14 protein-coding genes are annotated in these 15,048 nt (G+C 36.7%); 11 read left to right on the top strand and 3 right to left on the bottom strand.

The genetic code is table 11. The features are described from left to right. Window positions 1-37: 37 nt before the first annotated feature. The 10 genes from OU989_RS20455 to OU989_RS20410 all read left to right on the top strand — a co-directional run bounded on the left by OU989_RS20455 (window position 38) and on the right by OU989_RS20410 (window position 10,020). Window positions 38-757, top strand: a complete 720-nt coding sequence (locus OU989_RS20455; RefSeq protein WP_274794761.1) for a YebC/PmpR family DNA-binding transcriptional regulator — start codon at window positions 38-40, stop codon at window positions 755-757. Between the two features lie 65 nt (window positions 758-822). Beyond that, complete coding sequence (locus OU989_RS20450; protein WP_274794760.1) at window positions 823-2,118, top strand: arsenic transporter; 1,296 nt, start codon at window positions 823-825, stop codon at window positions 2,116-2,118. Window positions 2,119-2,464: 346 nt separating this feature from the next. Further along, window positions 2,465-4,207 carry a methyl-accepting chemotaxis protein gene (locus OU989_RS20445; RefSeq protein WP_274794759.1) on the top strand — a complete coding sequence of 581 codons (1,743 nt, stop codon included), beginning with the start codon at window positions 2,465-2,467 and terminating at the stop codon, window positions 4,205-4,207. 117 nt (window positions 4,208-4,324) lie between these two features. Beyond that, window positions 4,325-4,858 (top strand): YdcF family protein, encoded by a 534-nt coding sequence (locus OU989_RS20440; RefSeq protein WP_396631764.1) that lies wholly within the window; start codon window positions 4,325-4,327, stop codon window positions 4,856-4,858. Window positions 4,859-4,999: 141 nt separating this feature from the next. Then, window positions 5,000-6,697 carry a M3 family oligoendopeptidase gene (locus tag OU989_RS20435; protein WP_274794757.1) on the top strand — a complete coding sequence of 566 codons (1,698 nt, stop codon included), beginning with the start codon at window positions 5,000-5,002 and terminating at the stop codon, window positions 6,695-6,697. Between the two features lie 152 nt (window positions 6,698-6,849). Then, window positions 6,850-7,947, top strand: a complete 1,098-nt coding sequence (locus tag OU989_RS20430; protein ID WP_274794756.1) for an AI-2E family transporter — start codon at window positions 6,850-6,852, stop codon at window positions 7,945-7,947. Window positions 7,948-7,958: 11 nt separating this feature from the next. Then, entirely contained in the window at window positions 7,959-8,579 is a 621-nt protein-coding gene (locus tag OU989_RS20425) for an NUDIX hydrolase (RefSeq protein ID WP_274794755.1), read from the top strand. A gap of 137 nt (window positions 8,580-8,716) precedes the next feature. Continuing rightward, a complete protein-coding gene (locus OU989_RS20420) occupies window positions 8,717-9,181 on the top strand; it encodes a hypothetical protein (protein ID WP_274794754.1) in 465 nt (154 codons plus the stop codon). A gap of 21 nt (window positions 9,182-9,202) precedes the next feature. Then, a complete protein-coding gene (locus OU989_RS20415; protein WP_004231917.1) occupies window positions 9,203-9,394 on the top strand; it encodes a hypothetical protein in 192 nt (63 codons plus the stop codon). 17 nt (window positions 9,395-9,411) lie between these two features. After that, window positions 9,412-10,020 carry an alpha/beta hydrolase gene (locus tag OU989_RS20410; protein ID WP_274794753.1) on the top strand — a complete coding sequence of 203 codons (609 nt, stop codon included), beginning with the start codon at window positions 9,412-9,414 and terminating at the stop codon, window positions 10,018-10,020. Window positions 10,021-10,065: 45 nt separating this feature from the next. Here the strand turns inward: OU989_RS20410 and OU989_RS20405 are convergent, their stop codons facing one another. The 3 genes from OU989_RS20405 to OU989_RS20395 form a co-directional block, all read right to left on the bottom strand. Further along, window positions 10,066-12,177 (bottom strand): MMPL family transporter, encoded by a 2,112-nt coding sequence (locus OU989_RS20405; RefSeq protein ID WP_274794752.1) that lies wholly within the window; start codon window positions 12,175-12,177, stop codon window positions 10,066-10,068. A 106-nt stretch (window positions 12,178-12,283) separates the two neighbouring features. After that, window positions 12,284-13,300: an inorganic phosphate transporter gene (locus tag OU989_RS20400; protein ID WP_274794751.1), complete on the bottom strand. Its 1,017-nt coding sequence runs from the start codon at window positions 13,298-13,300 to the stop codon at window positions 12,284-12,286. A 21-nt stretch (window positions 13,301-13,321) separates the two neighbouring features. Further along, window positions 13,322-13,942 (bottom strand): DUF47 domain-containing protein, encoded by a 621-nt coding sequence (locus OU989_RS20395; protein WP_274794750.1) that lies wholly within the window; start codon window positions 13,940-13,942, stop codon window positions 13,322-13,324. A gap of 419 nt (window positions 13,943-14,361) precedes the next feature. Here OU989_RS20395 and OU989_RS20390 point away from each other — a divergent pair, with 419 nt between their 5' ends. Beyond that, window positions 14,362-15,048: an ABC transporter ATP-binding protein gene (locus tag OU989_RS20390; protein ID WP_274794749.1), complete on the top strand. Its 687-nt coding sequence runs from the start codon at window positions 14,362-14,364 to the stop codon at window positions 15,046-15,048.

The raw sequence follows: 15,048 nt of genomic DNA, 5'->3' as shown, positions 1-15,048 counted from the left end.
TTTTTATAAAATTATCTTTTGAAAGAGAGTGGAAACAATGGGTCGTAAGTGGAATAACATTAAAGAAAAGAAAGCGTCTAAAGATCAAAGCACAAGCCGTGTCTATGCCAAATTTGGTCGAGAAATTTATGTGGCAGCTAAATCAGGCGAACCAGATCCAGAGTCAAACCGTGCACTTAAGGTAGTTCTTGAACGTGCTAAAACATATAGTGTTCCAAAACATATTATAGAAAAAGCCATCGATAAAGCAAAAGGTGGCGGTGATGAAAGCTTTGACGAATTACGTTATGAAGGCTTTGGACCAGCAGGCACAATGATTATCGTGGATGCTTTAACAAACAATGTGAATCGTACAGCATCTGATGTTCGTGCAGCATTTGGTAAAAATAATGGGAATATGGGTGTCAGTGGTTCTGTAGCTTATATGTTCGATTCAACAGCAGTAATTGGTTTAGAGGGCAAAACTGCTGATGAAGTACTAGAAATTTTAATGGAAGCAGATATTGATGCTCGTGATATTCTAGAAGAAGATGAAGCAGTTATTATTTATGCAGAGCCAGATCAATTCTTTGCTACACAAGAAGCATTAAAGGCTGCAGGTGTTGAAGAGTTCACAGTAGCAGAACTATCTATGCTACCTCAAACTGAAGTAACATTAACTGGTGACGATGTAGTGAAGTTTGAAAAACTAATAGATGCTTTAGAAGATTTAGAAGATGTACAAAACGTCTTCCACAATGCAGATTTAGGTGAATAAACCGCTAATCTAAATGAGTAAACCAGTAGCTATAAGGCTACTGGTTTTTAATTAGGGAGGAAAATATGCAGACTACTTTAGCGATTATTTTATTTTTAGTTACATTATTTTTCGTTATTGTACAGCCGCGTAAACTATCAATTGGCTGGTCAGCCTGTATAGGAGCAGCTATTGCGCTATTAATTGGCGTAGTCACCTGGCAAGATGTATTAGAGGTAACTGGGATTGTTTGGAATGCCACGCTTTCATTTATCGGTATTATTTTAATTTCGCTTATATTAGATGAAATTGGTTTTTTCGAATGGGCAGCTCTGCATATGGCACGGCTTGCTAAGGGGAGCGGGATTCGTTTATTCGTTTATATTGCCTGTTTAGGAGCTATTGTATCGGCTTTATTTGCTAATGATGGTGCAGCTTTAATATTAACGCCCATTGTTTTAGCAATGGTGAGAAAGCTGAACTTAACGGAAAAAATGATTTTTCCATTTATCATTGCAAGTGGTTTTATTGCAGATACCACATCCTTACCCTTTGTTATTAGTAATTTAACAAATATCGTATCAGCTGATTTCTTTGAGATCGGCTTTATAGATTATGCTATTCATATGGTTGTACCTAACTTCTTTTCTTTAATAGCAAGTATAGTAGTCCTGTACATTGTTTTTCGTCGATCCATTCCACAAGATTATTCTCTGGAGGCAGTTGAGCATCCTAAGCAGGCAATTCGAGACCCGAAACTATTTGCAATAGCTTGGTATGTGATTGTTATTCTATTAGTGGGGTTCGTGATTGGTGAAGTTTTGCACATCCCTGTATCCTTTATTTTATGCGGTGTTGCGGCAATTTTCTTATGGTTAGCACAACGCAGTACGTTTGTTGATACAAAGAGAGTTATAAAAGGGGCTCCGTGGAATATTGTGTTCTTCTCAATTGGTATGTATGTGGTTGTCTATGGCTTGAAAAATGTAGGTATGACGGGGTTATTGGCAAGTTTGCTAGACCAAGCTGTGCAGCAAGGCTTTATAGTAGCCACTATCACTATGGGATTTGTAGCAGCCATTTTATCAGCGATTATGAACAATTTACCCACTGTCATGATTGATGCTTTAGCTATTTCCGAAACAAGCGCAACAGGTATGATGAAAGAAGGTCTAATTTATGCAAATGTCATTGGCACCAATTTAGGACCAAAAATGACACCGATTGGCTCACTCGCGACATTATTATGGCTTCATATATTGGCTCAAAAGGGCATTAAAATTAGCTGGGGGCAGTATTTTAAAATCGGCATTATTCTTACAATCCCAACATTGTTCGCTACTTTAGTCGGATTAGTTATTTGGATAAGTATCATATCTTAGTTTTATTATTGAAATAGGGCACAATTCGATTTCTTTAAAAGGACAAGTTATAAGGCAAATAAAAAAGGCTTGGATGTCTGCACTGAAGAGCTCTTAAATACAAGCTATTGATTAATTTGAACTATTTTTCTATGAGCGTAGAGCTTGTAGAAAAATAGTTTTTTATTTTGTTACATAAATTAAACAGTACTACCATCAATGTGTCATTTTTCATATTAAATGTAGAATTAAACCAGATTAAGGGAAATTAGAAAATAATTTGTCGTTTACCCATTGTGAAAACTATCAAACCATAACATAATATAAATTAATATATTTGAACGAAGAAAATAGGGGGGTCTAAAGTATGAGATTTTTACGTTCGATACAGGGGAAACTAATTATTATTTCATTAGCACTATTGACTATTCCAAGTTTGATTATTGGAATGGTTAGTTACGGTAAGGCGAAAAATGGAATGGAGGAGATTGGAGAGCAAGTACTATACAATAGTGTTGAATCGGCTTTGCAATTGATTGAACTCGCAAATGAGAGTGTTGAAAAGGGCGATATTCCTTTAGAAGTAGCACAAGAGCGAGTACGAGAAGCTTTACTTGGTCCTAAAGATAGTGAAGGGAAGCGACCAATTAACTATCCTGGTAATTTAGGTGAATATGGCTATATTTATGTGCTAGATGATAAGGGTACTTTAACAACACACCCTACTAGAGAAGGAGACAATCTATGGAATGACCAAGATAGTAGTGGTAATTATTTTATTCGAGAAGTAACAGAAAAGGCACTTGATGGTGGTGGCTTTACAGAATATGAGTTTGAACTTCCAGGTCAGGATGTTTTAGCTGATAAAATTATCTATTCTGAGAAAGATCCGTATTGGGGATGGATTATTGCATCTGGTACGTATATGCAAGACTTTAACCAAGGGGCACATTCCTTACTGATAGTGATTGCTGTAACATTAATTGGTGCCATTATTATAGGGACCATTGTTGTTATTTTAGTATCTAGACATCTGGCATTGCCCGTACAAAAATTATCGAAGCGTGTGCTCGAAGTAGCTAAGGGGAATTTAACTGTAGACATTGAACATTTAAAGCGTTCAGATGAAATTGGACAGTTAAATGCAGGCTTTAATGAAATGGTTGATCAGCTCAAAACGCTTATTTCGGATGTAGAGGAAGCGATAGTAGAAATTCAATCAACATCAGCGAACCTATCAGCAGTAGCTGAAGAAACAAATGCGTATGGAGATGAGATTGTTAAAGCCATTAATGAAGTATCGGAAGGCGCAGTCCAGCAAGCATCTGATGCGGAAGATACAAATCGAACAGCTATAGAATTTGCGCGTCTAATAGAAGGATTACATGAAAAAAATGAATTAATGCTCGATGCATCCCAGCATATGAAGGAATCAAATGAAGAAGGTCTTGTTAATATAGATAGCTTGAAAGTAAAATCCAATGAGTCTTCAACGTTGATTCAGAACATGCAGTCTGTTTTTAGTAGTCTAATTGTCAAGGTGCGTGAAATTGAAGGTATTGTAGGGACGATAACCGAAATTTCAGATCAAACGAACCTACTTGCTCTTAATGCTTCAATAGAAGCAGCTAGAGCTGGTGAACAGGGCAAAGGATTTGCAGTTGTTGCAGAGGAAGTACGAAAGCTTGCTGATCAAACAGCTGTAGCGACTGAGCTTGTACGCACGACGTTAAAGGGTATTGAAAGTGAAACAAACTTAGTCAACAATGAGATGCAGAAGACACATGTGATTGTGCGTCAGCAAAATGATTCTGTCATAGTAACAGAGACGTCCTTTAAAGAAATTAAATTGGCTGTTGAAAAGATAATAGCCTTCATAGGAGATATGACAGAGGGTGTAGAATATTTAAATAACTCTAAGAATGATATGATGCAATCGATCGAAAGCATAGCCTTGATTAGTGAAAAGAATGCTGCTGCATCTGAAGAGGTCACTGCGTCTGTAGATGAGCAACAACGAGCAATCCAGCTTGTTAGTGAATCATCTAATGATCTAACTGATGAAATATCTGCATTACAGGAGTCCATTAAACGCTTTATATTGAGATGATGTTTCAGGATGCTTGTTGACCAAGCATCCTTTTTACTTTATCCACGTTAATAAAAGGTAAAGGAGGGGTGATTTGTGAAAAAATGGGTGATAAGTATATGTATTCTTCTAGTAGGTATGGGCATTGTTCTTTATATCTGGTTGGGAAAAGAAATCGAGCAGGGAGTTGAACCAAATGCCAATGGCTCTGCTGATTATATGATTATACTTGGAGCAAAAGTAAAGCCTGGTGGTGTACCATCGCTGTCGTTAAAAAGTAGATTAGAGGTGGCGGTACAATACTTAACAAACTATCCGCATGTTAAGGTTATTGTGTCAGGTGGGCAAGGACCTGATGAAGATCGAACAGAGGCATCTGTCATGAAAGATTATCTGGAACAGAAAGGTATTGAGGCTTCAAGAATTATCATAGAGGATCAATCTACATCGACTTATGAAAATTTAGTATTTTCTAAAGAACTATTACCAAAAGAGACAAAGAAAATCACCATCGTTTCTAATGACTTTCATTTGAAACGTGCCAAATATCTAGCTGAAGCATTAAATTTTGAAGTGGATGTCGTAGCGGCCAAAACACCTAAGTCAGTAGAAGCTAAACTAAGAATAAGAGAAAGAGCCGCATTATTAAAAACATATATTATAGGCTATTAAATAATTATGTCCTTCGTTGAAAAATTATCTAGTGCTTCCTCGTAAAAAACTATTGCTCAGTGTAGATAATTGTTTCTTAATAGGTTCCATTTGGCATATAATAGAAATATTACGGGGATAGGCCAGAAAGAGGGGACTTCAATGAAAACGTTTAAAGACTATGAATACAACCGTCCAAATGTGGCAGTTATGAAAGAGCAACAATTAGCTCTCATCGAACAATTTAAAAATGCACAATCTATGGACGAGCAAAGTGGCATCATTGAACAGTTAAATACAATTAGTAATGACTTTGCTACAATGGCTAACTTAGTATATATTCGTGCTTCTATTGATACAAATGATGAATTTTATCAAGCAGAACGTGATTATTTCGATGAAGTTGGTCCAGAGCTAGAGGAAGTAACTACAGAATACTATAAAGCATTAATTGCTTCACCGTTCCGTCAGCAATTAGAAGAAAAATGGGGTCAGCAATTATTCGATCTAGCAACCTATCAAATTAAAGGGTTCTCCCCAGAAGTGATTGATTTAATGCAAAAAGAAAATAAGCTTGTTTCTGAATATAATAAGCTTGTTGCTTCCGCACAAATCGAATTTAATGGAGAGACATTAACACTTGCTCAGCTTGGCCCATTTTCGGAATCAACTGAACGAGAAACACGTAAGGCTGCGACAGATGCTCGTTTTGGCTTCTTTGCTGAACATGAGGAAGAATTTGATCGTTTATATGATGAGCTTGTAAAGGTGCGTCATGAAATTGCTGTTAAACTAGGTTACAAAAACTATGTAGAGCTAGGTTATATTCGCATGAATCGTATCGATTATAATGCTGAAATGGTAAAAAAATTCCGTGATCAGGTTCGAGATTTAATCGTACCTGTTGCAACGAAGCTATATGAGCGCCAGGCAAAGCGTATTGGTATTGAAGATTTTAAATTCTATGATGAAGCATTAAACTTCTTATCAGGCAATGCTACACCGAAGGGTAATCCAGAGTGGATCGTAGCAAATGGTAAGAAAATGTATGAGGAGTTATCACCAGAAACAGGAGAATTCTTCAACTTCATGATTGAGCATGAATTAATGGACCTTGTAGCGAAGAAAGGTAAAGAGAGTGGTGGTTATTGTACATTTATTGAAAACTATCATTCCCCATTTATTTTCTCGAACTTTAACGGAACGTCAGGTGACATTGATGTGTTAACACATGAGGCTGGACATGCCTTCCAAGTGTATTCAAGTCGTAATATTGGCATACCAGAATATTTGTGGCCAACCTACGAATCTTGTGAAATTCACTCAATGAGTATGGAGTTTTTCACGTGGCCATGGATGGAACTATTCTTTAAAGAAGATACAGAGAAATATAAATTTACACATTTAAGTAGCGGTCTTCTATTCTTACCATATGGTGTTGCAGTAGATGAGTTCCAACATGTTATTTATGAAAATCCTACAATGACACCAGCTGAACGTAAGGCAGCATGGAAGAAAATCGAGGAAACATATTTACCACACCGTAACTATGACGATAATAGCTATCTTGCAGCAGGGGGCGTTTGGCAACGTCAGGGTCACATTTATGCGAGCCCGTTCTATTATATTGATTACACGCTAGCCCAAATTTGCGCCTTCCAGTTCTGGAAGCGTTCACGTGAAGAATTTGAGGCTGCTTGGAAAGATTATATACATTTATGCGGCTTGGGAGGATCTATGTCCTTTACAAAGCTAGTAAAAGAGGCAGGCTTAATTTCGCCATTTGAGGACGGCTGTGTTGAATCGGTTATTGGGGAAATTGAGGCATACTTAAATTCAGTTGATGACTCCTCACTTTAATTAATCTATAAATTCGCTCCACTTCCATGAAGTGAGCGAATTTTTTAATTGATCATCTCCATACAATTTTATTTTGTCTAAAAATACTAGGATACTTGCGAAATGGTTAATATATCAGTAGTATTTTCAGTAACTGTGATAAAAGGAAGTGAATGAAAGTGACGAGGAAAGTTTGGTTTCAAGTAGGCGTAGGGATATTACTTACACTACTAATCATTAAATATTTTATAGAGATTCATTGGATTTTTTCACCACTAGTCATTATATTAAAAGCTATTTTTGTGCCTTTATTACTTGGTGGTGTCCTATATTATGTGACTGAACCGATTCAGAGATTTTTAGAAAAACGGAGAATGCCTAGATGGGCAAGTATATTGACAATTGTATTTGGGTTAATAGCGATTGCGGGGATATTTGGCTGGATTATCGGTAATCCGATTGCCGAGCAAGTCAATAAATTAGTGAAGAATGCCCCTATGATTAGTACGAGTATTAGTACGAGCATCCAACAACTAACAGACTATGTAACGCAAAATAAAGATAATTTCCCACAGCAATTAAATGATGTTATTGAAAAAATGGCGAATTCTGTACAGGATATCGCAGTAGTAGCGAGTAAGGGATTTGTGTCCTTTTTACAATCCATTGTTTCTGTGTCGTTATTAGCTATTTTAATTCCATTCTTCTTTATTTTTATGCTAAAGGATCATGAAAAATTTGCCCCATCTATCTATAAATATTTCAGTGGCGAGCGTCAACAATGGGTAAAAAAGACATTAAGTGAAATTGATGATGTATTACGCAGTTATATTCAGGGACAACTGCAGATTAGCTTTTTATTAGCACTCATCATGTATGTCGGTTATTTAATTATTGGATTAGAATATTCGTTACTGTTAGTGATCTTTGCGTTCTTTATGAATATGATCCCATTCATTGGGCCTTGGATAGCCTTTGCTCCAGCATTGATTGTGGCAGTTATTCAAGATCCTATTCTAGTTGTTTGGGTATCTGTTGTAACCCTTGTTGCACAGCAAATAGATAGCAACTTTATTACACCAAATGTCATGGGAAAATCACTCGATATTCACCCATTAACCGTTATTACAATTATTTTAGCAGCGGGTAATATTGCAGGCTTTATTGGTATTATTATTGCTGTACCATTTTACGCGGTACTAAAGGTTATCGTATCTAATATTTATGATCAACGTAATGCGATTAAGAAAAAAGCGACGAAGTCAGTATAGGAGCCGAAAAAATGGAACAAGAAATTGTAAAAGTGTTTAACGAACTGCATGAGCAAATTGGCACAGCGACACGGGCAGAAGTACATGAAAAAGGGCTTTGGCATGAGACATTTCATTGCTGGCTTGTCAATGAAGACTATATTTATTTTCAAGTACGTAGCTCGCAGAAAAAGGATTACCCAGGGTTGCTTGATATTACAGCAGCAGGGCATCTATTAGCTATTGAAACAGTTGAGTCAGGTATTCGTGAAGTAAAAGAAGAACTGGGTCTCGATATAGATGTCCATGAAGTAGTGAAAATGGGCATGACCTCTTGTAGTATCGTTTCTGAAAATATGATCGACAATGAATTTTGCCATGTCTACATATATCCCTTCCAACATGATTGGGATTCCTTTGTATTACAGTATGAAGAAGTCTCTGGTGTAGTGAGAGCAAGACTTGATGAAGCAGAGGCATTTTTCTTAGGAGAAACAACGACGTTAAATATTGAAGGCTACGAATATTTTCCAGATGGTCAACGCATGAAAATTGTCCGACCAGTTAGTAACGCACAATTTGTTCCTTATCGAGAACTATATGTTGCACAAGTAATAAAATTTGCACGCGAAAAAATATTTAATCAGACATGATATTTTTTATAGGATAGGCTGTTAGTATAAGCTTGTCCTATTTTTATTGGCAAAAATGATTTAGAAACGTCACGATAAAAAAACGAAAAATACGTTATACTGTAAGATAGATTGTAAAGAAAAGGAGCATTTTTTATATGCTAACATTTGAACAAAAACAAGCGGTTATTGAATCGTTTACTGAACTAACAAGAAAGGAAATTTCATTAAAACGCTTAAATTATCACTATATGGACAGTCTTTATGAAAAGACAGTTGTAGTTGAAAAGCTACATCCCAATGGCAATGGATTTGTCTTTGTTGGGGATTTATTACGCTATGAGCATGTGGCTAACGAAAAAGGATTAGTGAATATTCGTGATTTTGATGAGCAACAGCTTCGTGAAATTATTGAAGATTCGATTCAGTACTTATCAGAAGAAGTAGAAGAGCAGGAGCCGATTATAGAGATTTGGCATAGCCGAGAAGGTGCTCAATTGCAACTTGCTTTTGAGCAACGTTCTTGGAATGTATATCATGGGGAAAATCTTGAAGAGGCATTTGGTACGTATGATGCAGCAAAGGAATATTTACTAGAAGAGGGCTTTCGTACAAAGAAATAAAAATACGGGGGATAAATATCAATGAACGGGAAAAAATTAGTGGGAATTGTTATTGTTGTGGTGATTGCAGCATGTTTATTTTCAGTTTATACCATTACTAATTTTTATAAAAATCACGAAGAACAACCAAATCGAGAGAATCGAGAAATTAATAAGTCAAAAAGCTTGAATTTAATTTTGCCACAGGCTACAATTATCTCGAATTCAAGATAATTGAGAGGTGATTGTCAGTGCAACACATTTTTTATAAAGGGACAGATGAAACAAAACCGACGTTATTGTTGTTACATGGCACGGGAGGTAATGAAGAAAGTCTAATTGGGCTGGCAAAAGAGATAGATGAAACAGCTAATATTTTAAGTGTACGTGGAAATGTACTTGAACATGGAATGCCGCGATTTTTCCGTCGACTAGCAGAAGGTGTCTTTGATATAGAGGATTTAATCTTTCGTACAAAGGAGCTATATGAATTTTTACAGGAGGCAGCACAGCAATATGGCTTTGATCGGCAACGAATTGTAGCGATAGGTTATTCAAATGGTGCTAATATTGCGGCAAGCTTGCTATTCCATTATGATGATGCATTAGCGGGAGCTATTTTACATCATCCAATGGTACCAAGACGTGGAATTGAATTACCGCAACTTTCTTCTATTCCTGTATTTATCGGTGCTGGTACGAATGATCAGATGTGTACTGCACAAGAATCTGAGGATTTAGAAACACTGTTAACTTCAGCAGGTGCTAAGGTTACGACAAAATGGTTTGATTTTGGACATCAGCTTACTATTCCTGAAGTACATGCAGCAAAAGAATGGTATAACAGTATCTATGCTTAATTGAAAAATCCGCCTCTTTTTATGGAGAGGCGGATTTTAATTCGTTTATTTACTTTTCTTTGAAAATGGTAGCCACCAGTTCCAATCGCCAAATAGTTTCATGAGACTAGGTACAAGCATTAGACGAATAATTGTCGCATCAATAGCAACAGCAATGGCTATCCCTACACCAATTTGTTTTACAGGCATGACGTCCGTAAAAGCAAATGCTCCTGTGATAACAATCATGATAAGCGCTGCCGATGTAATAATACGGCTAGTAGATGTCAGCCCATCAATGGTTGCACGTGTATTATCTGCCCCTTTTAAATATTCCTCTTGGATACGAGAAATTAAAAAGACTTCGTAGTCCATACTTAAACCAAACACGAGACAGAAAACAATGACAGGAATAATCAAGACAATTGAGCCTGCCTCAATACCAAAATGTCCATATTGGAAAATATAAACGAGTATACCGAATGCAGATGAAAGACCAATAATGTTCATGATAATCGCCTTTAATGGAATTAAGACTGAGCGGAATGCAAGCATTAAAATAAAGAATGTAGAGACGATGATAATGGCGATAGCCAAAACAATTTTACTAGCAATTTCATCGAAAATCTCTTGGTTAAATTTAGCTGGCCCCCCAAGAGCAAAACTTACATTTAAATCTTTTTCCATCCATGTTCGTGCAAACGTTTGAGCAGTAGTGGAAGAACCTGCTGCATCAATGGTAATTGGGATAAATAGTTGTGTATCCTTTGAAAAGGTATGAATAACAGGTTTTAATTGTTCCGCGACCTGTGGAATAGCTAAAGATGCTGATAATTCTTCAGGTGTTTGAATATTCGCGGCTGTATATATTGTAGAGACCTCTAAGACTAACGGATCCTTTAATAGCTTTTCTTGAATAGTATAAATAAGCTCTCGTGCCTCACTATCTTCCCAACCTTCTTTGCGTTCAGCTAACAAATATAAAGTAGATGATTCACCGAGTCCAAATGTTTTATCTAATTGGTCATATGCTGAACGTGCATTATATTTGGTTGGTAAGGAGTCAACCTGTGGAATCACTAGTTTGATGTCCTTTAATGGGAGCATACCAATACCAAGTAATAATAATGCTGAAATGACAATCGCAACTGGATGTTTCATGACAAAACCAGCGAAGCCACGCCAACGGTTCGCACCACCTGGTTTAACACGCAATATACGCCATTTATTAAGTCTATCTCCTAAAAGCATCATTGTGGCAGGGAGTAATGTTAGACCAGAAAGAACGGCTAATAGGACGACGATTGTGCCCCCGAGAGCGATATTGTGAAAAATCTCTACATCAATAACAATCATTGCGCCTAAACCTATCATGACACAAACTGCGGAGAAAATAATGGAACGTCCTGCTGTCTGTATAGCAGTTTGAATAGCTTGTCCAATAGAGGTATGTGCACGCTCTTCTCGGTAACGATTGATAAACAGTAGGGCAAAATCAATACTTAAAGCAAGCCCAAGCATTGGAACAATATTTAACACGAAAATAGATAGATTCACACTGCCGCTAAGTAATGTCATTATTCCGAAGGCAGTAACGACTGTAACAATACCAATGACAATGGGTAGGATAGAAGCAATCACTGTACCAAAAGCCAATAAAAGAACAACAATGGCAATTGGTAACCCAATGGCTTCAGCTGACGCTAAATCTTTTTGGCTGGCTGTATTAATGTCAGCAGAAATAACGGGTCCTCCAGTAATGCTAATCCCGTCTCCTTCAATTAATGAACGGAATTCCTCGACAATCTCCGGAAGATTCTCAACATCATTTTTTAAATGAACCATCGCATAGGCAATGTCATCTTTACGTAAAGAGGAATCTTCTAAAGGCGATTGAATTGAATGTATTTCATTTATACGATCGAGTTTTTTTAAAGTATCTTCAATTTTTTGATCTTTTGCTTGATCAAAGACAATCAAAATCGTATCAGAAGGCAAATCAAAGTTTTCTGCTAGCTCATTTGTAACATAGGTATGATCGCCTTCAACAAAAAAGCCATCCCCTTGAAGTTTACCCGGAAGCTGTAAAGCAAAATAAGCCATAGCTAGAAAAATAATAAGCCATATAGCTACGATTGCTTTCGCATGTGCTGTAATAAATGTCGAAATTGTTTTCATAGTTATTTATGTATCCCCCTTTTCAATTAGTGTAATGGATGTGTCGCTTTTTGTCGTGTGACAAAGTAAAGGCTCCTATCCAGCCATTGGATAGGAGCCTTTTTCGTTAAAAGAATAATGATAATATGAAATAAATAACGGATGCCATCACTGCTGAAATTGGCATTGTAATTACCCACGTAGTAACAATTTTTCGAGCCATTCCCCAGTTTACACCACGTACGCGCTGTGCAGAACCAACACCCATAATAGAGGAAGAAATAACATGTGTTGTCGATACTGGTAAGTGAATTAACGTAGCACCAAAAATAACTGTAGCGGATGCTAAATCCGCCGCAACACCATTAACTGGACGAATTTTCATAATCTTACCGCCAACTGTTTTAATGATTTTATATCCACCAATAGATGTACCTAGACCCATTGCTGTAGCGGCTGCAGCACGTACCCAGAAAGGTATTTCATCTCCAGTATGCAAGCCACCAGCAATTAGCGCCATTGTCATAATCCCCATTGCCTTCTGTGCATCGTTTGTCCCGTGAGTAAACGATTGAATGGCTGCGGTGAAGATTTGCATTGTTCGGAAACCTTTATTTGTTCGATATAAATTTAAATTTTTAAACCATAATTTAAAAAGTGTCATCATGATAAAGCCAGCACAAATGGCAAGTAGTGGGGATAGCACTAATGCCATAATAATTTTAGTAAAGCCGCCGTAGTTTAACACGTTAAAGCCTGCTGATGCGATAGCAGCACCTGCAATCGAACCAATTAACGTATGTGAAGAACTAGATGGAATACCAAAGTACCAAGTCAATAAATTCCAAATAATAGCTGAAATTAATGCAGCTAAAATAACAACTGAACCTGTTGTGTCTCCTTCAAAGGCATTTAAAGAGAACGGGTCTACAATGTCTTTAGTTAGAGCTTTAGCAACTCCTACGAAGGTGATGGCACCGATAAAGTTCATAGTCGCTGCCATAATGATCGCTGTGCGAGGTGGCAATGCCCGAGTGGAAACCGAAGTTGCGATAGCATTTGCTGTATCATGGAAGCCATTGATAAAGTCAAATGTAAGGGCAAAGATGACGACCAGTATGGTTAGTATTATGATTGTATTCATTGTAAATTGCCCATCTCCTAATTATGCGTTACGCATGATAATTGTTTCCATAGTATTGGCTACGTTTTGACAATGATCAGCGATATCTTCAAGTTGTTCATATATATCTTTAAATTTAATAAGACGAATCGGATCTTTTTCGTTTAAAAACAGTTTTTTGATGGAAGTACGCTGTACCTCATCACATTCACGTTCATAGTCTTTAATAAGAATGGCGTGTGGACGCATGCCAATTAGATTCTTTTTCTTTAACTCTTCAGTCGCTTTGACAATTTCATCAGCACTCTTAGAGATATATCCTAGGAAAGTGCGCATGGATTCATCAATCTCTGTAAGTGAAAACATTTCAAAGTGTGCAATACAATGTTCTGTGCCATCTAAAATATCATCCATACGAATGGCAAACTCTAAAATATCTTCACGTTCTATAGGTGTCATAAATGATTTGTTTAACATTACGATCAGTTCGTGAATGAGCTTATCGCCAGCAGTTTCGTAATTTTTCATTGTAATGCTAATCTCTTTAAGGTCAGCTACACTGTGAATACGAAAATCATTTGCGTAATGTACAGCCTCTCTCATATTTTCAGCAATTTTATGCAATGCAATAAAGAATGGGTCTTGTTTTTTTGAGTTAAGCATGTAAATCGAATCCTCCTGGATATAAATAAATTAATCGACCTCTAAACTTTACTATCATAACAAAATCTTTAATTTATCTACATAAAAATTTACTATTCGACAATAAAATTTACATTGCTGTAATATACAATTCGTTCACAAAATAATGATGACTCCACTGTATTTGTTTTTTGTAGTACAGAGAATTACCTTTAATACTAGGTTTTTTGAAGAGTTCTCCTCTGTTTAATACAGATTTATAAGAGAAAAATAGTGTAAACATTTGATTTAGCATGTTGAATTGTAAAGGGAATGTAAATACGTTTTATTTTTGAAGGACTCTCTTCTTATTCTTAAGAATATCTTCATTTTTATCCTTCCTCTTTATTAAGAATTATTCTCTACAATGGGAAATGAAGGAGAAAGGAGCATTATTTATAATGATTCAAGTTGAAAACTTACAACATACATTTTTAATTGGAAAAAAGGGGAAGGAGAAACAAGTACCAGTATTGAAGGGTGTGAACTTCGAGGTCAATAAAGGAGAAATTGTTGCTATTGTGGGAAAAAGTGGATCTGGTAAATCGACCTTATTGCAAGTATTAGCTGGATTTATGAAAGCTGAACAAGGATCTATTAGAGTGAATGGTAAGGAAACTGCCAATCTGACTGAAACAGAAAGTGCTGCATTTCGTTTACGCCAATTCGGCTTTATTTTTCAAAACTTTCAATTGATGCCTGGTTTATCTGCTTTCGAAAATATTGAATTGCCTTTAAAACTACAAGGTTTACGTAAGGCAGTACGTAAGGAAAAGGTAAAGAAATTGATGGACAAGGTTGGTTTGACTGAAGTAGCAGACCATTATCCAAATGAACTATCGGGTGGGCAACAACAGCGTGTCAGCATTGCCCGAGCGCTTATTACAAACCCTCCAATATTGCTTGCTGATGAGCCAACGGGAAGTCTTGATTCAGAAACAGAGCAAGATATATTATTGCTTATTCAAAGTTTAAATCGTGAATTGGGGCTAACCTTTGTCATTATTACACACGATGAAGAAGTAGCCTCTATCGCACATAGACGACTCCGTATGTATGATGGCGAACTCGTAAGGGAGGAGGCTTAA

The sequence above is a fragment of the Lysinibacillus irui genome (assembly GCF_028877475.1).
Lineage (GTDB): Bacteria > Bacillota > Bacilli > Bacillales_A > Planococcaceae > Lysinibacillus > Lysinibacillus irui.
The sequence above is the reverse complement of the archived record's forward strand: the minus strand, read 5'-3'. Positions and strand labels throughout refer to the sequence as shown.